The following is a 25,193-nucleotide window of genomic DNA, read 5'->3' as shown; positions in this document are numbered from 1 at the left end:
AAGGCTTTGATTATGAACTCTGCTGATAGATATACAAAAAAGAGCAGAGTTCAGGTAATCGCGTTTTACTGAATTATTTATCAGCAGCGATAACCAACTTAATTACGGACTTAACGTCTGCGTGAAGCTGGAGAGCAATCTCGTACTCGCCGACAGAGCGTAAAACGCCCTCAGGGAGACGAACTTCACTCTTGTGAATTTCGCAACCTGCTGCGGTCAAAGCGTCAGCAATATCACGGGTTCCGATTGAACCGAAGAGTTTGCCTTCGTCGCCGGCCTTAGCAAGAATAGTTACGGTACCAATTTCAGCAAGCTTAGCAGCACGATCTTCGGCGGCTTTGAGCTCAGCTGCAATCTTAGCCTCGAGTTCAGCACGCTGAGCTTCGAACTTAGCTAAGTTTTCTTTAGTAGCCATAACGGCTTTCTTTTGAGGTAACAAGTAGTTGCGGGCATAACCGTTGCGAACTTTAACCTTGTCACCGAGTCCGCCCAAGTGAGCGAGTTTATCAAGCAGAATGACTTCCATTTTGCAATTCCTTTAAAAACCGAATTAACGGCTATGAAGATCGGTGTAAGGTAAAAGTGCTAAATAGCGAGCACGCTTAATAGCGGTAGCGAGCTGACGCTGATATTTAGCGCTGGTACCGGTGATACGGCTAGGAACAATCTTACCTGATTCGGTAACATAGTTCTTTAATAAAGCAACATCCTTGTAATCGATTTCAGTTACGCCTTCAGCAGTGAAACGGCAGAACTTACGACGATGGAAATAACGAGCCATTTTCAAGTTCTCCTTATTCAGCTACTGTTTCTTCGGCAGCTTCAACAACTTCGGCCTCTGCCTTAGCAGCACGCTGACGCTGTTCGCCGTCATCTTCACGAGCACGGCGCTCTTCGCGAGCCTTCATCATAGGAGACTGCTCAGTAACCGGGCCATTAGTACGAATAACAAGATTACGAATTACGGCATCGTTAAAACGGAAATTGTTTTCAATGCTGTCAATTGCTTCCTGCTCAGCTTCAACGTTCATTAAAACGTAGTGAGCTTTGTGCAATTTCTGAATCGGGTAAGCCAACTGACGACGGCCCCAATCCTCTAAGCGGTGAATCTTACCGCCGGTCTTTTCGATCTCGCCCTTATAGCGCTCGATCATACCCGGTACCTGATCGCTCTGATCCGGATGTACCAGGAATACGATTTCGTAGTGACGCATGAATAAATGCCCCTTACGGTAGAAGTCTGAAAATATCAGTCATTATTCAGACAAGGAAGCTAACGCGGTTTTTTCCATCTAAAAAACTCGCGCGACTGAAACGGCAAATATTTTACTGCTTTTTTTATAAATTTCAATAAATGAAACCATCTATTTTTTTCTTAAAATAGGCAAATCTATGCCGTTTTTAAGCGTATCAGCAAAATTCCCAATCAAAAGACACAAAAATTTTTCCCTTAACTTTTTTAAATTAAGAACACCGCACTACATATCATCAGTTTATCCCATTAAAAATTCAGCAAAAATCAAAGATATTTAAATTCTATAGCAAGTATCAATGAAACCTAGTAATTTATAAATACATATTTCTATTACGGCAGCACGCTTTATGTTAAAAATTCTTCATACCTCGGATTTGCATCTTAGCAAAAATCTGTACGGAAAATCCCGAACCGATGAGTTCTGTCAAATCTTAGATCAGCTTACAGAAATAATAAAAAAAGAAAACATCGATGTTCTTTTGATAGCTGGCGATATTTTTGACTCATCCATGCCAGCACTTGACGCGCAAAAACTTTACTACGACTTTCTTGCCAAACTTGCTAAAACAAAGCTAAAGCATACCGTGCTCATTGCAGGGAACCACGATTCTCCGAACTTTCTAAAAGCGGCCGATCCTTTACTTTCCTCTTTTAATATTCATATCGTATCAAGCATTGATATTGAAAATATCGATAAAGAAATCATCGTATTAAAAGAAGATAACGGAATTCCTTTTCTAATCATAAGCGCCATCCCCTATCTTCGTGAACGGGATATAAGACGTATTTTAATAGATGAAAACGAGGATGAAATACACGCTGAATATAGAAAAGCAGTTATCGGACATATAAGAAAAGTATCCGCTAAGGCATTTTTAAAACAAGAAGAGATATTAAATAATTACCATATTAAAATTCCGGTAATCGCTATGGCACATCTTTTTATGATTGGTGACGTTATAAGCGATACCAACACTGCACGCGATCTTTTTGTCGGATCGCTCTGCCCGATTGAAGCCGACGCTTTTGATCCGCGCTATGACTACATTGCACTAGGACACCTGCACACCGGACACAAAATCAAGCAAAACGAATATATTCGTTATTCCGGCACTCCTCTTCCCATGAACTTTGGCGAAACCGAAACCAAACATGCTTGCCTTATCGAATTTGACAAAGGGGATAAAAAACTCTCTTTAATTCCGTTTTCCCAGACTAAAAAACTAGTCAGAATAAAAGGCGATTTAGACATAATAAGCAGGCAATTAAAAGAGCTTAAAAAAGAAAACATACCTTTTATGGTTGAAATTCTTTTAGAAGGACAAGAAGACGCAATAACCATAAAAAACCGCATTGATGACCTTACGTCAAATTCTTTAATTGAAATTTTAAGAATAAAAGACAATCGCTGCTTTGGTAAAGCATTATCACAAGATGATGAAATAAAACAACTTACTGATTTAAATGAAGACAGCGTCTTTTTACGACTTTTGGAATCTGCAGGAATTGAAGAAAAAGATCGTCCTGAATATATAAGTACATATAAAGAAATCCGGAGATTAATGATAGATGAGGAGGCAGATGCAAAATGAAAGTTTTACGAGTAGAACTGTCTAACCTTAATTCTTTACGCGGAACTTTTAATATTGATTTTACCGATGAAGCCTTTACATCAAGCGGTATTTTCGCCATCACAGGACCTACCGGTGCAGGAAAATCAACTATTTTAGACGCTATTTGCCTTGCTCTTTACTCAAAAACTCCGCGTCTTAACGATGTAGGCAGCACCAATGAAATCATGACGCGTTCTGAAGGAACGTGTATGGCAAGGGTGATTTTTGAAAGTGCGCATAAATATTATCTTGCCTCCTTTGAACAGCATAGATCCCGAAACAAGATGGGCGGAGCACTGCAAAATAAAACCCATCTTTTAATCGAACTTGATAAAGATCTTAAAGGCGGGAAAGATATTGCTTCAGGACGCAACGTCCCTAACAAAGTTGCAGAAATTACCGGTCTTGATTTTGACAAGTTCACTAAATCCATGCTCCTTGCGCAAGGTAATTTTGCTAACTTTTTAAAATCAAATGACAATGAACGTTCCGAGCTTCTTGAAAAACTCACCGGGACAGCTATCTATTCACAAATATCTCAATTTGTCTATCAAAAAGATAAAGAAGCTAAACTACTTTTAGAAAGCCTCAAAGAATCTCTTGAACATATTGAGATTCTTAATGAAGCAGAATTAAAGGAAAAAGAAAATGCCGTAAATGAAATTACGGAAAAAGTAAAACTTCTGGAAAAAGAAAATCAATATTTATATACGACCTTAAATAAATTTACCGAATTTAACAAGGCAAAAAACTCAGCTCAAGCTCTTAACCTTGAACAAGAATCTCTTTCTGCAAAATTTACCGAGTTTAAACCTAAAGAAATAAAAATTTACAATGCGCAACAAGCTAATTTAATCAAAAACGACTATTTTAGTTTGAAAGATAAAGAAAAAAGCATACAAGAACTTAATGATGATATTGAGTTTTTAAATACTACATTATCTGCACTTAAAGAAAACAAAAACACATTAGAGACTGATCTTAAAAGCAAGAACGCAGCATTTTTAAAGCAAAAAGAAAAAGCAGCCGCTTTTAAGAAAGTTTCAGATAAAGTAATTGAACTTGATGCAAAGATTGAAGCAGGAACAAGCGAACTAAATCAATTACAAAACAGTCAAGAAAATTTAATAGAAAAAGAAAACATTTGTAAAAAATCCATAGAAAACAATAATAAATCTTTACTAAAGCTGCAATGCGAGCACAAAAAGTTATCTGAATACTTAAAAGAGCATATTATTGACGCAACGCTTCCTGAAGTCATTTCTGTACTGCAAAATAAGCTTGAACAAATTAATACTTTGTTTTATAAAGATTTAACCGACAAAGTTCAAGAAAGCAGCGCCTTAGATACTGCAATAAAAAAACTCTCTGAAGAAAATGAAAAAAACACTGTCTCTTTAGAGAAAAATGAAACAGAGCTAAAAAAATTAAATGATAAAGAACAATCAGTTAATACGCAGCTTGCAGCATTGCTAGAGGGGAAAAGTGTCCAAGAGTACAGACAGTCTGCCGAAAATTATTCAGCGTTAATTAACGCTTCAGATAAACTTCTTGACGCTTACAAAAAACATAATCAAGACTCTTCAAAACTTAATGAACTTATTTTAGGCATTTCAAAACTTACTCAAAATCAAAGTGAGATATCTCAACTACTAAAAGATAAAAGCAACGAGCAATTGTTACTGCAAAAGGATTTAAAGCTAAAAGAAACTTTATTCACCTTAAAACAAAAGGCTATGACTTTTGATGAGCAGCGACATCAGCTTAAAGAAGGGGAGCCGTGTCCTTTGTGCGGCAGCACCGTTCATCCGTATGCATCTGACTTAATTCCCTGGACAGATAAGGATGAAATTGAACTTAACAATCTTAAAGAAAGATATGAGGCTCTTGAAAAAGACATTCGCACACAAAATATTCAACTTATAAAAATCAGCGGCGATATTGAACACAAAGATAAACAAAAACAGACATTACAAACAGAAATAGCCAATCAACAAACTGTTATAGAAGAAAAAGAAAAGACGCTGTTAAAACTGCTGTCTATCCTAAATATAAAAGGCATAGACGTATATAACGAAAGCAACATATCCGATCTTAAAGATAAATTTTCTTTTTCTCTTTCACATATACAAAATATCATCAAAAATGTGGATAACATCAATGATGAGAAACAAAAACTCTTGAATCAAATTTCTAAAATTCAAACACAAGTTAACACTCAAAGACAACAAAGTGCCGTAATAAACACCGAGATCAATGAAAAAAGTTCTCGCCATACAGTTCTCAACAATGAAATTTCTTATTTAAAACAAGAAATTGATGAAAAATGTCATGTTTTAAGCCATGAATTTTCAAATCACCGGGTAAAAATTGATAAAAATGAACGTTTTGATGAATATCTAAAAAACTTTACTAGTGCCATTTCAGTTTTACAAAATAAAAACGATGACTACAAAAAGAATCAACAAAAAGAGGAAATTTGCAGACAAAAAATTGCTGAAAAACAAAGCATAAATGACGCTGAAACTGCAAAATTACATTTAATTGCAACTCAGTTAAACGATATTACTAAAGAGCATGCCAAAAAAGACCAGATGCTTTCTTTGGTTAAAGAAGAGCGCTTCAATCTTTTTGGCAATAACAATGTCAAAACTTATCAAACTGAGCTTGATGAAGCTTTGGTAAATTTGGAAGATGCAATAAAACAAATTGCAAATAACCTACAAAACATCTCCTCGCATTTAGCTCAAACAGAAGGATCTTTAACCGTCAAAGAAAAAAACCGTCTTTTACTCAGCACTCAATATTCCATTGATAAAAATGCTTTCACAAATGCACTTCAAGCTCATCAATTCTTAAATGTTGCAGATTTTGAGCACGCTTTAATTGACGATAAAGATCTTAACGTACTTATAAATGAACAAAAACATCTTCAAAATCTCTTGCTGTCGCTTACTACCAAAATTACAGAAAATCAAAAACTAATTGACGCAATGTCAGACGATCCGGATTTAAAGCAAAACGAAGAAGAATTAACACTAAAACTTCAAAATAATAAAGCCGCACTCAATAAACTAAGCGAACAAAAGGGATATTTGCGTTCCGTTATTGAAAAACATTTTGATAATGCCAAAAAATTCGCTGAAAAAGCAAAAGAATATAAAAAACAAGAAGATATTTATACAAGATATCATCGCCTTTGCTCTCTCATAGGAACTGCCGACGGCAAAAAATACCGTAAATTCGTACAAAATATATCTCTTGAATATTTAATAAATCTTGCCAATCGTGAAATGTCAAAACTTACCGATCGCTACAAGCTCTGCGTAAGTGATGATGAAAAAAGAGCTCTTGAAATTGATGTAATTGATTTATATCAATTCAGCTGTCATCGCCCCACTTCAAATCTTTCAGGCGGAGAAACATTTTTGGTAAGTCTCGCCCTTGCTTTAGGTCTTTCCAAAATGGCAAGTCAAAACGTTCAGGTAAACTCCCTCTTTCTTGATGAAGGTTTCGGTACTCTTGATGATGAAGCGCTGGAAAGCGCACTTGATACCCTTGCTTCATTACAAAAGGAAGGTAAGCTTATCGGCGTTATTTCACATGTGGCAAAGCTAAAAGAAAGAATAAGAACACAAATTGAAGTACAAAAATTAGCCGGAGGCTACTCAACAATTAAAGGCGCAGGGTGTACAAGAAAGTAACGCTTGCTTTTGCCACTGCAATAACACAAATATCTTTATTCTATGAAAAACAAAAAAACTATCGGCAGAAAATCTTCCGGGATGCCGATAGTTCCTAAAACTAACTAACGAAACGATCTTTGTCTTACCGCTTCAAAGAGCGCAATACCTGCAGCTACTGAAACATTCAGACTTTCAACTCCTTCAGCCATCGGGATCTTCGTTATGTCATCGCATTTTTCACGAGTAAGGCGGCGCATACCGCTTTCTTCAGATCCCATAACAATAGCAAGAGGTCCGGTTAAATCAGTTGCATAAATATTGTCTGTTGCCGCACCGTCCATACCGATCACTCTTACAAAACGCTCTTTTAACATTTCAAGCGTTCTTGCCAAATTGGTCACGGCAAAAAGGGGCAGAACATCAGCAGCGCCTGACGCAGCCTTACGGGCAGCAGGAGAAAAAGATGCCGATTTATCTTTGGGAACAATCACGCCGTGGGCACCGGCCGCCCAGACAGAACGCATCGCAGCGCCTAAATTACGCGGATCCGTCACACTATCAAGCACCAGGAAAAACGGATTTTCAAGAGTATCAAGCAGTTCCTCAAGATCACCTTCATTTTTAGGAGGAGTTGCTATCATCTCAATAACCACACCTTGATGTACGCCATTATCGGTTATTTCATCCAAAGTATGACGCATCGCGGTTTGCACTTTAATCCCATAATTATTCATCAAAGAAACAATGCGGGAAATTCTTTTATCATCCTCACGTCCTTTAATTATAAAAGCGCTGACGATTTTTTCAGGTGCTGTCTCCAAAGCGGCTTCCACAGCATTCACGCCATACACCAATTCACGATTCTGCTTACCGTTTCTACGTATCATTTTCTGTTCCCATTTAAAATCTTGTGACCTAAAAGAAAGGCAGTAAAGTTTAACACTTCTTCTGCCATTCTTAGTTAAAAACAAAACTCAAAATCACTTTTTACGCTTCTTTTTACCGTTTTTACTGCCGGAGGCACTTTTCTGACTTTTAGCCTTTTTCTTATGTCTTTTCCCATGCTTTTTATGATCTTCTCTTCCGGTTAAAAGCATTTCATCACCGAATTCTTGAGTTAAAGGAAGATTCTTTTTAGGTTTTTCCTCCTCTCTTAATACGGCATCCTCCGCAGTCGCAGCCTGATTTCTTGTGATATCGGCAATTGACTTAAAAAACGCATCTTTATCAACGACTTTTTTTATTACTTTAGCTTTTTCCTGTGTTTTCTTGTTCTTGGTTTTCTTTTTACCTGCCGTACTCTGAATCATGATACGATTCTCACGAGTATCGGGGAACAACTCAATCTTATGCTCATCAGTATTGATGCCGGCTAAGATAACTTTTATCTTATCTCCTACGGCAAAGACTCTGCCGGTTCCTCCGCGTAAGGTCTGCGAACGCTCATTAAAGGTCATGAACTCATCAAAAGAAGCAATGTGAATCATGCCGTCAATGTAAAAATCGTTTAAACGAACAAAAATACCGAATTTAGTGCAGGCAGTAATCGTTCCGTCTAAAGTCTGTCCGATAAACTGCTTTAAATACTCACATTTAAGATCGGCGTCAACGTCCATCTCTGCATAAAACGCTTCGACCTCACGCTCTGAGCAGCGCGTACCTAAAATCTGCAATTCTTCCTTGGTATAAGCACGAGCGCCGATTTTTCCCCAATCGCGTTTTTTCTCTTTTTCAAGCAAATGCTTTATAACACGATGCAGCTGCAAATCGGGATAACGGCGAATAGGCGAAGTAAAATGCGCATACTTTTCAAGAGCCAAACCGAAATGCCCGATATTATCAGGGCTGTATTCGGCTTTTGACAAACTGCGAAGTAAAAGCTCACCTATGATCTTACTATCTTCACGCTTTTCTATTTGCTTAACAAAACGGGCATAATCCATAGATGAAGGATCATCGCCGCCCGGCAATTCCAAACCAATGCGGCTTAAATAAGATTTAAGCGCGGTAAGCTTCTTTTCCGTAGGTTTGGCGTGAATACGATACAAAGTATGAGCTTTGCGCGAATTTACAAACTCGGCGGCTGCAACGTTTGCCGCAATCATGCACTCTTCAATAAGCATATGAGCGTCATTTCTTACGACCGGAGTTAAACCTGATATCTCAAGATTTTCATTAAAGATAAATTTAACTTCCTCGCTTTCTATATTGATTGCACCACGATTATCACGAGCTTTACGCAAAACCTTATACAAATCATGCAAAACGGTTAAATCATGGATATAAGGCTTATGTTCGTCAAATTCACAAGACTGCTCGCTTATCATGCGCCAAGCTTCTGTATAAGTAAGTCTTGCATGCGACCTCATCACCGCAGGATAAAATGCGTATTTTTTGGTCTTGCCACTATTATCAATACTAAGTTCGCATACCATACACATGCGATCAACGTTAGGATTTAACGAGCAAATACCGTTTGATAATTTTTCAGGAAGCATCGGAACTACATAATTCGGGAAATATACCGAGTTACAGCGCAAAAGGGCTTCTTTATCAAGCAAAGTTCCCGGCTTAACATAATAAGAAACGTCGGCAATCGCGACATAAAGAGTCCAACCCTTTTCTTCTTCCCTTGCGTAAACTGCATCATCAAAGTCACGCGCATCCTCTCCGTCAATTGTGACCAAAGGAAGATCTCTTACATCGACGCGTCCTTTTAATTCTTCTTCCTTTACAACGCTAGGTACACGGCTTAATGAGCGGATAAGGTTATCAGGCCAGGAATTAGGAATATCGTGTTTTATAATTGCTCTTATTATCTTGTCATTTAAAGATCCTAAATCCTTTACTACCTTTCGCGTCTTAATAAGGCATGAAAACACCTGTCGCTTAGTAATTTCGGCAATCACGATGTCGCCCGGCAATGCATCCCCCACTGCTTCAGGAGATTCAAACACAAAATGAATAAAGCCTAAATTCGGTTCATCAGGAATAAGTTCAATATGATTTTTCTTAAGCTGCTGCATTCTGCCGATGACCGCAGCTCTTTTCGTCACTAATTCAAAAACATAAGCTTTGCCGCTGTCATAATTGGCTTTTACTTTAGCCTCATCACCCGGCAGCAGCGCAAATTTAGTGATTAAAGAAAATTCTTTGCCTTTATCATCTTCAATATAATAGATAAAATCATCAACGCCGGCGGTATTAAGTTTTTTCGCACGAATTTTGGCAACAAACTCTTTTAATGCACTAGGACGCGAATATGCCGAATAATCTTCTATTGAAACAAGAGATCCTTCATCAACCAATTCCCGCGCAAGAGTCTCATACTGTTCTTTTGTAACATTAAGAAGCGAACCTTTGTAACCTACCGACGAAAGCAGATAAGACATGAGGCTTAAAGATTTTACGTCATTAAAATTAATCTTATAAAGACATAAAACCAAATATAAAGCGCATTTTAAATTACTTTGCACATTGCCTTGCGGCGCATTTTTATCATTTAAAATTCGGTCATACACTTCTTGCATTTTGAGTCTCTCTTTTTACCGCCACAATTTCATTGTACTTTGATTTTAATATAAAAACATCTCTAAAACATCATTTAACATTTGTCTTCCGTACGCTGTCACACAATATGTTTCATCATCTTTAAATTCAATTAAAGATAATGCCGCAGCTTTATCCAAAACGTGTTTTACTAAAGAAAAATCCTGTCCCGTATGAAGCTTATATTCAAAAGTTTTAATATCGTTAAAAAGCCGCAGGCGATTTAACATATATTCAAAAGGAATATCTGTCTCATCTACGGTATAAAACTTGCCGAAATCTCCCTTTAAATAATCAGAAGGAAGTGCCGGACAGGCTTTTCTTATTGTTTTATTTCCGTCAAAAAACTTAGAATGAGCCCCCGCTCCAATTCCCACGTAATCCCCAAAACGCCAATAGTTTTCATTATGCACGCAATGTTTATCACGGGTAAAAGCTGAGACTTCATAACGATTAAAACCTAATGAATTAAGCAAAGGGAAACCTTTTTCCTCTATTGCATAAAGCTCATCTTCACTCGGGAGGATCGGAGTATGCGTTCCAAAATAAGTATCTTCTTCAATAGTCAGCTCATACCATGAAAGATGCGTACAGTTAAAGGCGGCCGCTGTTTTAATATCGGATAAAGCCTCTTCTAAACTTTGTCCAGGAAGTCCGTGCATCAAATCGATATTAAATGCAGAAAAGCCGCATTTATCAGCATCGCTGCAAGCTTTTTTGGCTGTTGCCGCATCATGAATTCGCCCTATCCTTTTTAAAAGGACGTCATTAAAGCTTTGTACGCCGAGACTTAACCGATTAACGCCCGCGGTTTTAAAATCTTTTAATTTATTAAGTTCGACAGTCCCCGGATTTGCCTCGATCGTGATTTCACAGTCTTTAGTTAAAAAAGGAGCGATAAAATCAATAAAATCTCCGATTAAACCGGGGGCACATAAAGAAGGAGTACCGCCGCCTATAAACACCGAAATAAATTTACGGTCTTTTACTTTCGGCATCCAGGATGAAAAATCTTCTTTTAGCCGTAAAAAATACAATTCATCCTGATTCTCATTCCTCCCTCTTGCGTAAGAGTTAAAGTCACAATAAGGACATTTGCGCAGGCAAAAAGGGTAATGAATATAAAGACCCGTATAATTTTCTTTTAGAAAATCAAAGCTCATTTTGATGCAGCATCGCCTTAAGTTTCATCATCGCTCGGGCACGATGGGAAATTAAATTCTTAATCTGTTCGGGAAGCTGCGCTGCCGTACAATTACGCTCAGTCACGAGGAATAAAGGATCGTAGCCAAATCCCCCGCTTCCCTGTTCCTTAAATCCCACGGCTCCGCACCACTTTCCGGTAGCGATAAGAGGAACAGGATCATCTTTATCCCTAACTAAAGCTAAAGCACAAAAATAAAAAGCCGTGCGCTTTGGTAAAGGAACATCCTTTAAAAGAGCAAGTAGTTTTTCGTTATTACTCTTATCATCTCCGTGTTCTCCTGCAAAACGAGCGGAATATATACCGGGCGCTCCGTTTAAAGCATCAACGCAAATACCGGAATCGTCAGCAATAGCAGGATATCCAGTGCAAGCTGCTGCATATCGTGCTTTTATCAATGCATTTTCTACAAAAGATAAACCGTCTTCTTCAGGAGATTGAACATTAAATTCTTTTTGTAATTTTACGGTATATCCCAAAGGCTCAAGAAGTTTTGCAAACTCACGGGCCTTACCGGCATTGCCTGATGCCAATACTAAAATCTTCTCTTTATTTCCATTATGAACGGGCATAATAATTAGTTCCTTTTCTTTGATTTATTGCTTTAAGCGCCGACTTGGCCGCATCATTTAACGCTTCTTCATAAGTTAAATGGAAAAAGCCGAAAGTACTTAATTCATCTGCCGTCATTTTCTTTTGAATTGCCAAAGCTAAAAAATGCGCCAAATGATCACATTGCGGAGCACACATTTCCGCGCCTAAAATACAATGATTCTGTAAATCACAATAAAGTCTTATAAGTCCCTGATCATTATGTTCACAGCGATAAATGCCTTTATCGGCATGCGATTCGCCGATAACAAAATGAAAACCGAGTTTTGCTCTCTCTTTAACCTCATTAAAACTAAGACCCACTATAGCGGCAGAAGGCTCGGTCGGAAGCACATGCACGGCGACAGAACTGTTCATGCTAAGTTTATGCGGAAGTTTTGCAGCATTAAATCCGGCAACTCTTCCGGTTTCCTTAGCTAAATTCGTTGACATCTTAGATCCTATAACATCGCCTGCTGCAAAAATGTGCGGAATGGAAGTCTGTAAGGTTTTCTCGTCAACATCAATAAAGCCCAAAGGACTTAACTTTATTCCTATATCTCTAAGCTTCATGCCGTCAATTTTAGGATAACGGCTGCCTGCAGAAATGATTTGCTCTACCGTAATGAAATTTTCAAAATTATTTTCATCAAGATAATAGATACCGTAAAGATCACCGTGCTTTTCAATTGCCGTAATATTGGAATTGACCGAAAGCTTAACGCTTTTTCTCAACAGTTCTCGAGTCTTGGCGATAACCGTTTCATCAGTCAACAGCCATAAATTCTCATCGCAAAAAACAGTAACGTCAACACCTAAATAAGACAAAGCCTGACCTAAACGCAAACCAACAAGTCCCGAACCGAACACGGCTATACTGTTTTTTATCCTGTCGGTCTCAAAAAACTCATCTGTAGTTAAAATCCCGCCCAATTTACCGAGTTCATAGGGAATAACAGGAGTAGAACCGGTAGCGATTACTGCGGTTTTAAATTCAATAATCAAATTCTCACCGACATGTACATGGTGTGCATCGATAAACCCGGCTTTACCGATAATTCTTTCATTATCGGGTATCTTATATAAAAAAGACAAAACCTCGGTAGTTGATTGGGCCCTAGCCGCTCGCAAAGAATTTAAGACATTTGATTTATCAAAACTTGCCTTATTTTTAAACTTAAGCCCGAATTTTTCGGCATCAGCATTGGTATGGGCCGCTTTTCCAGCCGCAAATAAAAGACATGACGGAATATCTCCGGTACGATGCGCTGTCGTACCCAAAGGTCCGGATTCCACCAAAATACATTGCGCACCGTTTTGTTTGGCCGCCTTGTACGCTTCGATGCCGGCAGAGCCTGCTCCGACTATAAGGCAATCACAGGATATTTTTCTTGCGTCCATACTTTTTCAAATTATTTGTTCATAACAAATATAGAGTATACTCAAATTAACTAAACGTGCCTTTATTTTATTTTTAACCTTCGAGGTTTAAATGGACTCTTTCCCTGATTTAAGCAGCTATAAAGCCCTTATTTTTGATTTGGACGGAACACTAATCAACTCAATGCCGCTGCACGTCATTGCTTGGACTACGGTATATAAAGAAAGAGGCTATACCATTGATCCTCAAATCATCTATGACTTAGGCGGCATGTCAAGTAAAGACGTAGTAATGTACTTTAACAATCACGGACTTCACATAAACGATGTTGATGCTTTCGTTGCCCGGAAAGTTGAGGTTTATCGCTCTCATTTTGATAAGCTTCATACTTTCAAACCGATTGAGAAAATTTTAAGGGACGCAAAAGCTTCTGGCAAATTAATCGGGGTCGGTACCGGTACGCAAAGGATAAACGTAGATACAATCTTAAAACTCTTAAATCTTACCGATTGCGTCGACGCTTCGGTCAGTGCCAGTGAAGTAACAAGACACAAACCCTTTCCTGATACGTTTTTAAAGGCTGCAGAACTTCTGAATGTAAAACCAAGTGAATGCGTCGTGTTTGAAGACGGACCTTTAGGCATCAAATCCGCCTTGGACGGCGGATTTGACTGTATTGAGGTGGAAAACGGATCGTTTAAGCGCGGGATCTTAAAACCAGAATAACCGTACTAATCTTTAGATACCAAAGGAGCAGTGTACTTGCTCTTTTCAAGACGATAACACTCAGGAGTCATGCCGGTTAGCTGCTTAAACACTTTTGTGAAGTTAGACTGTGAACAAAAATTCAAATAGCCGGCAATTTCCACCAGCGGTAAATCCGTAGTTTTGAGCATCAATTTGGCTATCTTGATGCGCTCGTAACGAATATAGCGCATAAGCGTGGTGTTTTCCTGATCTTTAAACAGCATCTGCAAATATGTTTTGCTCACATTAAAATAATCGGACAAATCATCAAGACTCATCCGTGAATTGATGTTCTGACGGATATAATTTTTAATCTGGGTCAGCATCCTTTGCTTTTTAAGCGTTGACTTGTCGGCACTGCTTACAACGTTTGACTCAGAATCGGAATCTTTACCGCTTTTAAGATCACTTACCATTTGAGCAAATTTAAGCTGTGCCTGTAATTTTAATGCCATTGCCTCCTGCGCTGAACGCACTTCTTCAATTTCCCTAACATATGAGTTAGCCAAAATTAAAGCTTCGCCTTCATTCACTCCGCTCATGATGGCAGCACGTGCCGATAAAGAAACATCAACAAAGCAACGAATTTTTTCACCACGAACCGGATCTGAGGAAGCAAAATTTCTAAAATGATAAGCTTGATCCTGACAATGGCGTAATGTCTTAATATCTCCATCGCCTATAGCTTTTAAAATAGCCGTCTCCATGCTGAGAGATGCTAAAGGCTGATTAGTCTCAAATTGTTCTACTACAATCCAACTTACGCGTTCATCAATATGCTCTACCGCTTTTAAATTTAAAAATGCGCTCTGAATAATTGTAGAAAGAGAAGGATAAAAATCATTAAAAGCAGAATAAAGCATCATCTGCGCGCTTATAGCGGTTATCAAATCACAATTTTGAATCGAGAACAGCCTGCAATTATGTCTTAAAGAATGCAGTCTGTTTATTTCCTCATTTTTGCTGCCGACTACCAAGGGGCCGAAAATAATTATTCGATCTTCGATAAGCATGCCGCCGTAAATCACATTCTCAAAATCGCTTTCGACAAAAACCTTATCATTTTCGGCACGATCCAAGAGGTGCTCGCGATAGCTTGCATCGGTAAGTAAAGGATTTTCTTCATCAGTCAAATCAGAAATGGATTTTATGAACTTACGTTCAGTATCATAGATACATAATTGAACTTTTAAAATATTGACGAAAAGTTCAATCATATAATCAAGCTTTCTGATTGCCTCAGACTCTTGAGCGTTTATTTTCTTTTTATAGGCCATCGGTAAAAACACACTTTTTAGGAATAAAAAAACCGATGCAAGCTGAAAATCAATTCAAAGCCCACACACAAAGACTAAAATGAATTGGTCCAATGCTTGGCATCGGTGTCACGCTGCTGTTGCAGCTTTTTATTGTTATTTAAGTAAAAAGTGCCCTTAAAAAATTCCGCCTACGATTCTGACAAAACCGACAAAATATCGCCAGGCGGCAAAAATCTGAAAAAGCGTCGGCTATTTCTGCCAGCGATCTTTCATTGCCTTTAAGAGTCTTAAAATATCCTCAAGGGTTTGTCGATAATTCTCAGCGCTTCTATCGGCATACTTTTCAAATGCCACCGCTTCGCGGTCAATACCGAACATTGCGGTAACACCTAAATCGTATGCTTCAACGGCGCTCGGATGAATTGAGCCGACAATTGCCATAAGCGGAATATTTTTAACTCTGGTTCTTTTGACGATTCCTGAAATCACCTTACCGTGAACGCTTTGAGAATCAATGCGTCCTTCTCCGGTGATAACCAAATCAGCTCCCTCGATACGGCTATCAAACTCAACCATATCAAGAACCGCATCAATGCCCGATTTGAGCTTTGCATTAAGGAACGCGATGCATCCTGCTCCCATACCGCCGGCAGCTCCCGCTCCCGGAATCTGAGCAACAGATTTGTGAAGTTCAGATTCGACGACTTCTGCCATACGGCGTAAGCCTGCATCGATTTCCTGAACCATCTTTTCATCTGCGCCCTTCTGCGGTCCGAAAACATATGCGGCTCCGGTAGGGCCGTACAAAGGATTTTCAACATCGCACATAACCGTGATTTGAACACCCTTTAACAGCTTCCGTGCATCAGTGCAGTCAATTTTGCAAATATTGCTTAACGTACCGCCTGTAGGAATAAAGCTCTTATTATCTTTGTCATAGAACTTAACCCCCAACGCTGCAGCACAACCGCAGCCGCCGTCGTTAGTGCAGCTGCCGCCAAGGCCCAACAAGATCTCCGTGCAGCCGTTTTCTATAGCGTGGCGAATCAACTGTCCGACTCCGAAAGTAGTCGCGTTCATCGGATCAAGATGATTGTGTAAAAGCGGAAGACCGGCAACGCTTGCCATCTCCACGATTGCCTGATTGCCGTGACGAGCATAAACGGCGTCAAGAGAAGCACCCAAAGGACCCGTTGCCGATACGGTAACGGGCTCGGCATTAATTCCCTTGACAAAGCATTCAACAGTACCCTCACCGCCGTCAGCAACCGGAAGGGCTATCACTTCACATTCAGGAAAGAATCGCGGAATGGATTGCTTTGCGATTTCGCAAATTTCCAGACTGGATACCGTCCCCTTAAAAGAGTCCGAGATGACAATACATTTCTTCATTGGTCTTACTTGTTAACCACGTTAATAGGAGAACCTGCAATATATGCTTTGGCATTTTCCACTGCACAGTCCATGATGCGCTGACGGCTTTCTTTAGGAGCCCATGAAATATGCGGAGTAATAATGCAGTTTTTAGCCTTAAGCAAAGGATTATCTTCTCTAATAGGCTCGGTATAAACAACGTCTAAACCTGCAGCTCCCATCTTGCCGCTGTTAAGAGCATCGGCAACATCCTGCTCATTGATAAGCTGACCGCGGGCGTTATTAATCAAAATGACGCCGTCTTTCATCTTGGCAATGGAATCTTTATTGATCATGCAGGTATTTTCAGGAGTGAGATTGCAATGCAGAGAAATAACGTCTGCCTTAGCGTAAAGCTCATCAAGGCTTACATAATCGGCAATGACACGGCCTGAATCATTAGGATAAAGATCGTATGCAAGAACCTTCATACCTAAAGCTTTGGCAATTCTGCCCTCGGATTGACCGATACGGCCAAAACCGATAATACCGATAGTCTTACCGTCAAGCTCAATAAGCGGATAATCCCAATAGCACCAATCGATGCATTTGGCCCAATTTCCGGCATGTACGGAAGCGTCGTGGTGTCCGATATGATGGCAAACTTCAAGCAGCAGAGCGATTGAGAACTGGCTTACTGAAGCCGTACCATAGGTAGGAACATTGGTTACCGGAATGCCCTTTTCCTTAGCGTAAGCATAATCCACTACGTTATAACCGGTGGCGAGCATGCTGATAAACTTCATGTTCGGACAAGCGTCAATCACGCGGCGTGAAATCGGGGTCTTATTGGTATAAACCATTTCAGCGTCGCCGATACGGCGGATAATTTCGGCTTCATCATTTACCGGAGTGCGATCGTAAACGGTAAGATCACCAAGCTTTGCAAGCTCATCCCAGCTTAAATCACCAGGATTTTCGGTGTATCCGTCCAACACTACGATTTTCATGTTTGAATTCTCCTAAATAGCACTTATTTAAATTTTTGCACTTTTAATATACCCGCAGTTTTATTTACAAACTGCGAGCTGAAGATTACTAATTAGTGCTAAACATCCACTCTACCGGAGCCGTAATGATCTCAGGGAAGAAGATGAACATTACCAATACGCCGGTGGTCAAATACAGCCAAGGCATTACCGACTTAACGACAGCCTCAAATGACATACCTGTAACGTTTTGGGCTGCGTACAGGCACACTCCCACAGGCGGCGTGATAAGTCCGAATGACAAGGTGATAACAAGGAATACAACGAAGAACAGCGGAGATACGCCAATCTTAACCATTACCGGCAACAAAATCGGAACCAAAATGAAGATGGCGGCTGTTGCGTCCATGAACATACCGACTAAGAGCAGGAACACAAACAGAGCAAACAGAATTACGAGCTGATCATTAGAGATGCCGACGATGAAGTTGGCAAGCTGACCGGGAAGACCGTCAAGTTCAAAAATCTGGCCTGCAGGCTTTGCGGTAATAGCGATGAACAAGATGGTACCGGTCTGACGGGCATTCTTGGCAACAATGCGAGGAATGTCTGACCACTTCAAACGTCTGTAGACGTAAATTGAAATTAAGATAGCGTAGAAAGCTGCGATACCGGCACCTTCGGTCGGGGTATAAACACCGCTATACATACCGACAAGGAGAATTACCGGAACCATCAAAGCCGGAACGGCTGCAATAAAAGCCTTACCCAAGCGCTGAACGCTGAACTCGCTCTTTTCACCGGTGCCTTTTACTTTACAAGTAATATAGTTGTAAATCATGAAGGCAACGCCGATGAAGATACCGGGAACAAGACCTGCCATCAAGGCCTGACCGATGGAAACACCTGCTGTGGATGCAGCAACAATCATCAAAATTGAAGGAGGAATAACTGATGCAAGCATACAGCCGGCAAGGTTAATACCTACACCGTAAGCTTTAGGGTAACCTTTCTTAGCCATGGCGTTAATACTCATCTTACCGATGGAAGCAACAGCGGCAACTGATGAACCGGACATGGCGCCGAAAATAATGTTACAGAAAACGGATACGTGACCTAAACCGCCGTAAATCCAACCTACGCAGGCATCGGCTAAATCATAAATCTTATCCGCGATACCGCCTTCATCCATCAATGAGCCCGCCAAAATAAAGAGCGGAACTGCCACCATGATGAAGCTGTTCATAGAACTGTACATCATCTGTACAACCATGGTCAAAGGCATAGGACTCATGGTTACAAGTACTGCAACGCAGGCTGCACCCAGGGAAATGGCAATAGGAATACCGAATGCCATCAGGGCAAGGAACAGGATCAGCAAAATAACACTCATACTCATTTGACAGTTCCCTCCATACCGATTTCGCTGTTGTCGCCGCCAGTGGCTACAAGATGTGAATACTCAAGATAACTTTGAATGGTTCCGATAATTCCTAAGAAACCGCTGATGGGAACGCTGATCATAATAAAGCCCATCGGAAGAGCCAAAGCTGTTGCCATTTCATGGAATTTAAACTTCTGCATGGAAAGCTCAGTGCCGTAATAAAGCATGAAAAAGAAGAAAGCGATGGATACTATGTAGTATGCTGCAGCGCAAACTTTCTGTGCAGAAAGAGGGAATTTTTGAATTAATACGACCACGCGAGCAGACTCTGCGCGATTAAAACCGGCAGCCACAGCAATGAACATCATCCAAAGGAACAGGAAACGAGTGGTTTCTTCCGTCCATGCCAAGATGATGCCGCACCAACGGGCGCCTACCTGCAGCAAAACGATGAACAGCAAAGCCGCCAGCGTTCCGCCGCAAACGATGTCTTCGAGTTTATCGACAACATCGAAAAATTTACTGAAACGTGAGAGTTTACGTTGCATAAACTATCTCCCTAACTAAAAATAACTATTTTTATTTCTTCAAAAACCGCCAATTTTGGGATAAAGGGATGCAGGGAAGTAATTCACTCCCTTGCATCTCTAGTTAAATCAACGAGTTATTTAGAAGAAAATTATCGTAATTATTATTTGCCGCAGAACTTAACGGCTGCATCAAAGACGGCATCGTTACCGACGAGTTTCTTGAACTCAGGATAGAGGCTCTTGGAAACATCGACAAACTTAGCCATACCTTCAGCAGATACTTCGTTAGCCTGCATACCGTTGTCGGTCAAAAGCTTCAACATCTCGCCGTCACGCTTTGCCTGATAATCAACATACCACTGCTGACATTCAGTTGCTGCCTTGGCAAGGGCCTGCTGTTCTTCTTCTGACAAGCTCTTAAGTTTTTCGGTGTTCATGCCGACAACCCATGCATCAGCAATGTGATTGGTCATGGAAACATACTTCTGAACTTCGTAGAAGTTGCTGGTAGCAGGAACGTCGATCGGGTTTTCCTGACCGTCAAGGGTGGCAAGCTGCAAAGCGTTATAAACTTCAGAGAAGTTCATCGGAGTTACGTTAGCGCCGCAAGCCTTGAAGAACTCAACGTACAATGAGTTACTCGGAGTACGCAAAACCAAGCCTTTAAGATCATCAGGCTGATTTATCGGGTGCTTGCTGTTGGTAACCTGACGGAAGCTGCGAGTCCAACGGCCTAAGCAGGTAATTCCCATTTCCTCAACGGAGTTGAAAAGCTTAACGCCTTCTTCACTGTTGATATAGTCCTGAAGCTGCTTGGTGTTATCAAACAGATAAGGAACTGACAATACGTAGAATTCGGGGTTGAAGCTTGCGTATAAGGAAGCAGCCAAAATAACGATATCCAAAGAGCCGTTGCCGACGGAAGAAACAGCTGCGTTAGCATCGCCGCCGTATAATGAACCGTTCGGGAAGACCTTCATTTCAAGGGAGCCGTTTGAGTACTCGGTTGCGCGCTTGGTAAATTCCTGAGCGGCAGCGTAGATGTATGAGTTATCGGCATCAGGTACGCTGACGTTCAAAGTAGCTGCACTTGAAGTACCGGCAACAGCTAAGCCCAAAGAAGCGGCCAATAAGGTGGCTACAAATTTTTTCATGAGATTCTCCTGCTATGTTGTTTATAAATCAGTTTTCTTTAATACCGAGATTTACTCGATACAAATCTTTTAACCTTGGGTACAGGCCTGTATACACCTTATAGCGGCGGTCATATACTTCTTTATCGGCATCGGAATGCTTAATTTTTGTATAAACCGCTTTTTCGACTTTCGCCGAAGCTTCGTATACATCCTTAAAGACACCGGCTCCGACACCTGCAAGTAAAGCCGCTCCGACAGGAGCCATATCGCTCATATCTAAAACGGTGATGTCACGACCGGTAATATCGGCCTTAATCTGGGCCCAAACTTTGCTCTTTGCCCCGCCTCCGATTGATGAAAAATGCGTTATCTTCTCACCGGTTAATTCTTCACAAATATCGAACATCTGGCGTAAGCCGTATGCACAGCCCTCCAAAACGGCACGATTCATTTCGCGTCTTGTTGTCTTTAATGACAGACCGAAGAATTCGCCTCTTGCGTAAGCGTCCCACACTGGGCTGCGCTCGCCCATCATATAAGGAAGGAACACAAGACCATCCGCTCCGGGAGCGGCTTTGGCGGCATCTTCATTCATCATCAGCATACCTTTCTTTCCGGATCCTGATGCTAATGCCTGAAAATCCTGATAGAAATTGTCATACATCCATTTATAAGAAGATCCGGTATGAGACATTGCACCCTGATAAATCCATGCACCATCCACGACATGACGACGGTTAATGAATTTAGGAGAGAACAAAGGCTTTTCAACGGCAACGGTCAAAACATCGGAGGTACCTACTGATTCACAAACATCCCACTGCTTGACCACACCGGCTGCAAGAGTTGCGCAGGCGGTATCACCGCCGCCGATGACGATCTTGGTATCAGGATGCAAGCCCAAATCAAGTAATTCCTGATTGGTAAGCTGACCTACGACATCCGTTGATTTATGCAAAGGAGGAAGCTTCTCAATATCAATACCTACCTTCTCGCATAACTCTTCTGACCAAATTCCGCGATCTACGGTTTCATATAAAAGAGTGTAAGAAGCATTTGAATGATCAATTGCGAAATTACCGCACAGCTTTTGAGCCATGAGGGTATTTATATGTCCGAAATACTTAGTACGTTCATAAATTTCGGGAAGATTGCGCTTTATCCACAGCATCGAAGTACCGGACATGGCGCCGGCCATAGCACTGTTGGCCGTAATTTCAAACAGACGCTTATCGCCGACTTTCTCGCGGAAAATTTCAGCTTCTTGAGTACTGCGTCTGTCTGAATAAATGATAGGATCCACCAGCAGTTTACCTGTAGCGTCAAACGCTGCAAGTCCAGGGCATAAACTGGAGATACTGATTGCACCGATCAATGCAGGATCAACGTTATTTCTGCTGATAAGATGGCTTACACAATTAATGAAAGCCCTCCACATATCAGCCGCGTCAACCTGAATTGACACCTGATCTGGATTGATAAGGCGGTAAAAATCAGTTTCTTCCGCCACGACCTTGGCGTTCGAGTCAAGGATAACGGTCTTGATACTCGATGTTCCTACGTCTACACCCAAAAGATATATTGCTTTCACTGGCGGGTCCTTCCTTATTTATGTTTAGTTATCGCGAAATTATGATTAGAACTGGTCGTAGTTCTTATCGTTCTCAAGCTGAGCCAATAATTCTTTGGCTTCCTTGACGCTGTAGCCTTCGTGAATGATGTAACGAAGAGCAACTACCAAAGCGGTAATGTCTTTGTAATCCCATACGAAACGGCCCATGGTTACGCCACCGACACCGCAATCCATTGCGTCACGGGTCATCTTGAGGTAGTCGTCCAAGGTCTTGCATGCGTCACCGCCCTGAATAACGATACGGAACTGGCTCGGAACGCAAGCAACGACCTTAGCCATTGAATCAGGATCACCGGTATAGGTGGTCTTTACGATATCCATACCGAGCTCGCAGGCGCTGCGGCAGCAGTAAGCGATGTTTTCCCAAGCGGTACGCTTCTCAACAGGAACGCTCTCTCCCTTCGGATATACGTGACCGATTAACGGCATGCCTCTTACGGCGCACTCGTCAGCGATACGACCGATTCTTTCAAACTGCTCAGCCTGATAGTCACCTAAAGTCATAGCACCCATAGAAACAGCGTCAGCACCCATACGAATTGCTTCGTCAACGGAGCCGAAAACGATGTCATTGGTCGGATTAACCGGAGAGTAGTTGGAGATCTTCATCAAAATGGAGACTTTACCGGCATGCTTCCACATGCAGTCTTCGGCGATGCCCTTGGTCATAGTCATAGCATCAGGACGACCGGCAACGATCTTGTCGATAGTGTCCTGGATGTGATGCAAACCAGTCATAGGAGCAATACCGCGGGAGATAGCGTGGTCAACAGTGATGGCCATCATCTTGTTGCTCTTCGGGTTGACCAAACGGCTCATGCGAACTGCCTTACCTAACATTGCCATAGTTAATTTCCTCTTTACTTAGTGACAAAACAAAACTTTTAAAAAATTAAAATCGGGTCTTTAAAATTAAGGCTCGATGACTACCTTAAGACCGGTTCCGGCTACGCATACGTCGTAAGCCTTCTGGAAGTCTTCGATCTTGAACTTATGGGTAACGATCTTGTCAGCATCGATCTTGCCGCTCTTGATCATCTCAGCTGCAGCGAGGTAATCCTCAAGCTTGTAAGCGGTGCTGCCGTTTACGTTGATTTCGTTGTAGTGAATGGTGTTGACTTCAATCTTGCACTCACCGGTGCCGGCAAAGCCAGCAAACAGGTTAACGGTACCGCCCTTCTTGCAGAGCTTTAAGGTCGGGTTAACAAGAGGAGGAACACCGATTGCCATGACGATAACGTCCATTCCAAGACCGTTGGTTTCACGCTTTACGATCTCTTCAAGGTTCTCGTTCATCGGATCAACGACGATGTCAGCGCCAAGTTCAGCGGCTACTTTGCGACGCTGCTCGTTAGGCTCACTGACGATAACTTTACGAGCACCTGCAATCTTGGCTAACTGGAGGTGGAATAAGCCGATAGGACCGGCACCAACGATAAGGACATCGTCATTAAAGCCGGTTCCGGCATTGCGTAAACCGCGGATGCAGCATGATAAAGGCTCAATCAAAGCACCGGCAGCAAATGAAACGCTGTCAGGGAGCTTAACGACATTGCCGTTTTCAATGCAGATGCCGGGAATACGGATATACTCTTCAAAACCGCCGTCAAATTCATAACCGATAGCTTTACGGTTCAAGCATGCATTGGTACGACCGTGCAAGCAGCTGCTGCAGTGATGGCAAGGGATAACGTTTGCTACAGCGACTTTCTCACCTACTTCATATCCTTTAACGTCTGCGCCGACTTTAGCGATAATGCCGCAGAACTCATGACCGATGACTGAAGGATAACGAACGCCCTTAGTCTTCTTACCGGTCAAAATACGCATATCAGTTCCGCAGATTGCGGCAGCTTTCATCTCTAACAGAATCTCGTCGTTGCCAATCTCCGGTACCGGAATATCCTCAGGAGCGAACTGATTAGGTCCTCTAAGTACAACTGCTCTCATGAAATATGACTCCTTAAGCAAATATGCTTTCTTTAGTAGTGCATGAGTAATATTTAAATTTCACGATAAAGTTTAGTTAAAGGAGCAAATTGCATATATCAAAAAAGACAACAGCTTTATCTAAAAGAAAACCAAATTAGAGGCTCACCGTTAAAAAGATAATTATCTGTTTTTTCAGTAAATTAACTTAAATTTAATCTTTTTTAAGATCGTAAATGCTGTGTACTTTCATCACATGTTTAAGATTTACGGTAATTTTGGTATGTAAAAAGACAAATCAAAAACAGACATATAATTTGTGAAATTTATATTTTTGCATGTAGATGAAATTTTAAATAAAATAAATAAAAAACATCTTTTTTATATTAAAAAACAGCATGTCTCTTTTTTAAATTAAAGAATAAAATCAAATAATTAATCGAATATTTAAGTTTGCTTTATATGTCAAAATATCTTTTTTAGTTGATTTTACAAACAAGCACAAATTTCCCTTTACCTTCTTAAATTACACACAAAATTACTCTCTTTGTCAGAAAAACAACTCAAAAAAAGTTATTTTTTGACTTAGATTTGTTCTTTATGCAATGAACATACTTTGATCTGATTTCTTTACATACATTTTTATAAAAAATGTATGTGTCAAATACCTAGATCACATTTTTTAAAATTGCTTTAAATTTGATCTTAATCTCAATATATATGATGACAAATTAGTTGAATATGCTTTTGTTTACGTAAAGAACAATGTTACTTACTTCTTTGATAACTATAAAATTTTTATTTTTTATTCAGGTAATTGATAAGTTTCTATCATTTACTGTTAATTAAACATTTTCTAATCCTAAAATACATATAGATAAAAGAGCATATAAAAAGAAAGCAAAAGTCATCTTATCTAAAACGTATATCTATAGTTAACAATACGCTAGATGA

The 25,193-nt window shown here is 40.5% G+C and carries 20 protein-coding genes; 3 read left to right on the top strand and 17 right to left on the bottom strand.

Going from position 1 to position 25,193, the window contains the following annotated elements; genetic code table 11:
• Positions 1-73 precede the first annotated feature (73 nt).
• The 3 genes from rplI to rpsF are packed head-to-tail and all read right to left on the bottom strand — an operon-like array spanning position 74 to position 1,214.
• Complete coding sequence (gene rplI, locus QZ019_RS03555) at positions 74-526, bottom strand: 50S ribosomal protein L9 (RefSeq protein WP_009142509.1); 453 nt, start codon at positions 524-526, stop codon at positions 74-76.
• A gap of 24 nt (positions 527-550) precedes the next feature.
• Positions 551-781, bottom strand: a complete 231-nt coding sequence (gene rpsR, locus QZ019_RS03550; RefSeq protein ID WP_009142510.1) for a 30S ribosomal protein S18 — start codon at positions 779-781, stop codon at positions 551-553.
• Positions 782-794: 13 nt separating this feature from the next.
• Positions 795-1,214, bottom strand: a complete 420-nt coding sequence (rpsF, locus tag QZ019_RS03545) for a 30S ribosomal protein S6 (RefSeq protein WP_294567378.1) — start codon at positions 1,212-1,214, stop codon at positions 795-797.
• Between the two features lie 388 nt (positions 1,215-1,602).
• Here rpsF and sbcD point away from each other — a divergent pair, with 388 nt between their 5' ends.
• Positions 1,603-2,847 carry an exonuclease subunit SbcD gene (gene sbcD, locus QZ019_RS03540; RefSeq protein WP_295482377.1) on the top strand — a complete coding sequence of 415 codons (1,245 nt, stop codon included), beginning with the start codon at positions 1,603-1,605 and terminating at the stop codon, positions 2,845-2,847.
• On the top strand, positions 2,844-6,572 hold the full coding sequence (locus tag QZ019_RS03535) for an AAA family ATPase (RefSeq protein ID WP_295482374.1): 3,729 nt from the start codon (positions 2,844-2,846) through the stop codon (positions 6,570-6,572). The genes sbcD and QZ019_RS03535 overlap by 4 nt, the downstream gene beginning before the upstream one ends.
• A gap of 104 nt (positions 6,573-6,676) precedes the next feature.
• On the opposite strand, the gene rlmB is transcribed toward QZ019_RS03535, so the two are convergent.
• The 5 genes from rlmB to QZ019_RS03510 form a co-directional block, all read right to left on the bottom strand.
• On the bottom strand, positions 6,677-7,441 hold the full coding sequence (gene rlmB / locus QZ019_RS03530) for a 23S rRNA (guanosine(2251)-2'-O)-methyltransferase RlmB (RefSeq protein WP_295482371.1): 765 nt from the start codon (positions 7,439-7,441) through the stop codon (positions 6,677-6,679).
• A gap of 93 nt (positions 7,442-7,534) precedes the next feature.
• Positions 7,535-10,084, bottom strand: a complete 2,550-nt coding sequence (gene rnr, locus QZ019_RS03525) for a ribonuclease R (RefSeq protein ID WP_295482368.1) — start codon at positions 10,082-10,084, stop codon at positions 7,535-7,537.
• Between the two features lie 45 nt (positions 10,085-10,129).
• On the bottom strand, positions 10,130-11,266 hold the full coding sequence (hemW, locus tag QZ019_RS03520) for a radical SAM family heme chaperone HemW (RefSeq protein WP_295482365.1): 1,137 nt from the start codon (positions 11,264-11,266) through the stop codon (positions 10,130-10,132).
• A complete protein-coding gene (gene rdgB, locus QZ019_RS03515; protein WP_294567366.1) occupies positions 11,256-11,879 on the bottom strand; it encodes an RdgB/HAM1 family non-canonical purine NTP pyrophosphatase in 624 nt (207 codons plus the stop codon). Before rdgB ends, hemW begins: the two co-directional genes overlap by 11 nt.
• Positions 11,866-13,299: an FAD-dependent oxidoreductase gene (locus QZ019_RS03510; protein WP_295482361.1), complete on the bottom strand. Its 1,434-nt coding sequence runs from the start codon at positions 13,297-13,299 to the stop codon at positions 11,866-11,868. The genes rdgB and QZ019_RS03510 overlap by 14 nt, the downstream gene beginning before the upstream one ends.
• 91 nt (positions 13,300-13,390) lie before the next feature.
• Here QZ019_RS03510 and QZ019_RS03505 point away from each other — a divergent pair, with 91 nt between their 5' ends.
• Complete coding sequence (locus tag QZ019_RS03505) at positions 13,391-14,005, top strand: HAD family phosphatase (RefSeq protein ID WP_294567362.1); 615 nt, start codon at positions 13,391-13,393, stop codon at positions 14,003-14,005.
• A gap of 5 nt (positions 14,006-14,010) precedes the next feature.
• Here the strand turns inward: QZ019_RS03505 and QZ019_RS03500 are convergent, their stop codons facing one another.
• The 9 genes from QZ019_RS03500 to QZ019_RS03460 form a co-directional block, all read right to left on the bottom strand.
• On the bottom strand, positions 14,011-15,303 hold the full coding sequence (locus QZ019_RS03500; protein WP_295482358.1) for a helix-turn-helix transcriptional regulator: 1,293 nt from the start codon (positions 15,301-15,303) through the stop codon (positions 14,011-14,013).
• 231 nt (positions 15,304-15,534) lie between these two features.
• A complete protein-coding gene (locus tag QZ019_RS03495; protein ID WP_295482356.1) occupies positions 15,535-16,677 on the bottom strand; it encodes a glycerate kinase in 1,143 nt (380 codons plus the stop codon).
• A gap of 5 nt (positions 16,678-16,682) precedes the next feature.
• Positions 16,683-17,648 carry a D-2-hydroxyacid dehydrogenase gene (locus tag QZ019_RS03490; RefSeq protein ID WP_295482353.1) on the bottom strand — a complete coding sequence of 322 codons (966 nt, stop codon included), beginning with the start codon at positions 17,646-17,648 and terminating at the stop codon, positions 16,683-16,685.
• A gap of 88 nt (positions 17,649-17,736) precedes the next feature.
• Positions 17,737-19,026 (bottom strand): TRAP transporter large permease, encoded by a 1,290-nt coding sequence (locus tag QZ019_RS03485; protein WP_294567354.1) that lies wholly within the window; start codon positions 19,024-19,026, stop codon positions 17,737-17,739.
• Positions 19,023-19,559, bottom strand: a complete 537-nt coding sequence (locus tag QZ019_RS03480) for a TRAP transporter small permease (RefSeq protein WP_294567352.1) — start codon at positions 19,557-19,559, stop codon at positions 19,023-19,025. The genes QZ019_RS03485 and QZ019_RS03480 overlap by 4 nt, the downstream gene beginning before the upstream one ends.
• Before the next feature lie 143 nt (positions 19,560-19,702).
• Positions 19,703-20,695 (bottom strand): DctP family TRAP transporter solute-binding subunit, encoded by a 993-nt coding sequence (locus QZ019_RS03475; protein WP_295482350.1) that lies wholly within the window; start codon positions 20,693-20,695, stop codon positions 19,703-19,705.
• Between the two features lie 28 nt (positions 20,696-20,723).
• On the bottom strand, positions 20,724-22,268 hold the full coding sequence (locus QZ019_RS03470) for an FGGY family carbohydrate kinase (RefSeq protein WP_294567348.1): 1,545 nt from the start codon (positions 22,266-22,268) through the stop codon (positions 20,724-20,726).
• 45 nt (positions 22,269-22,313) lie between these two features.
• Entirely contained in the window at positions 22,314-23,156 is an 843-nt protein-coding gene (locus QZ019_RS03465; protein WP_294567347.1) for a fructose-bisphosphate aldolase, read from the bottom strand.
• A 66-nt stretch (positions 23,157-23,222) separates the two neighbouring features.
• Entirely contained in the window at positions 23,223-24,260 is a 1,038-nt protein-coding gene (locus QZ019_RS03460; protein WP_294567345.1) for an alcohol dehydrogenase catalytic domain-containing protein, read from the bottom strand.
• Positions 24,261-25,193 lie beyond the last annotated feature (933 nt).

Origin of the sequence: uncultured Succinatimonas sp. (assembly GCF_905203285.1) — a bacterium.
Classification (GTDB): Bacteria; Pseudomonadota; Gammaproteobacteria; order Enterobacterales; family Succinivibrionaceae; genus Succinatimonas.
The sequence above is the reverse complement of the archived record's forward strand: the minus strand, read 5'-3'. Positions and strand labels throughout refer to the sequence as shown.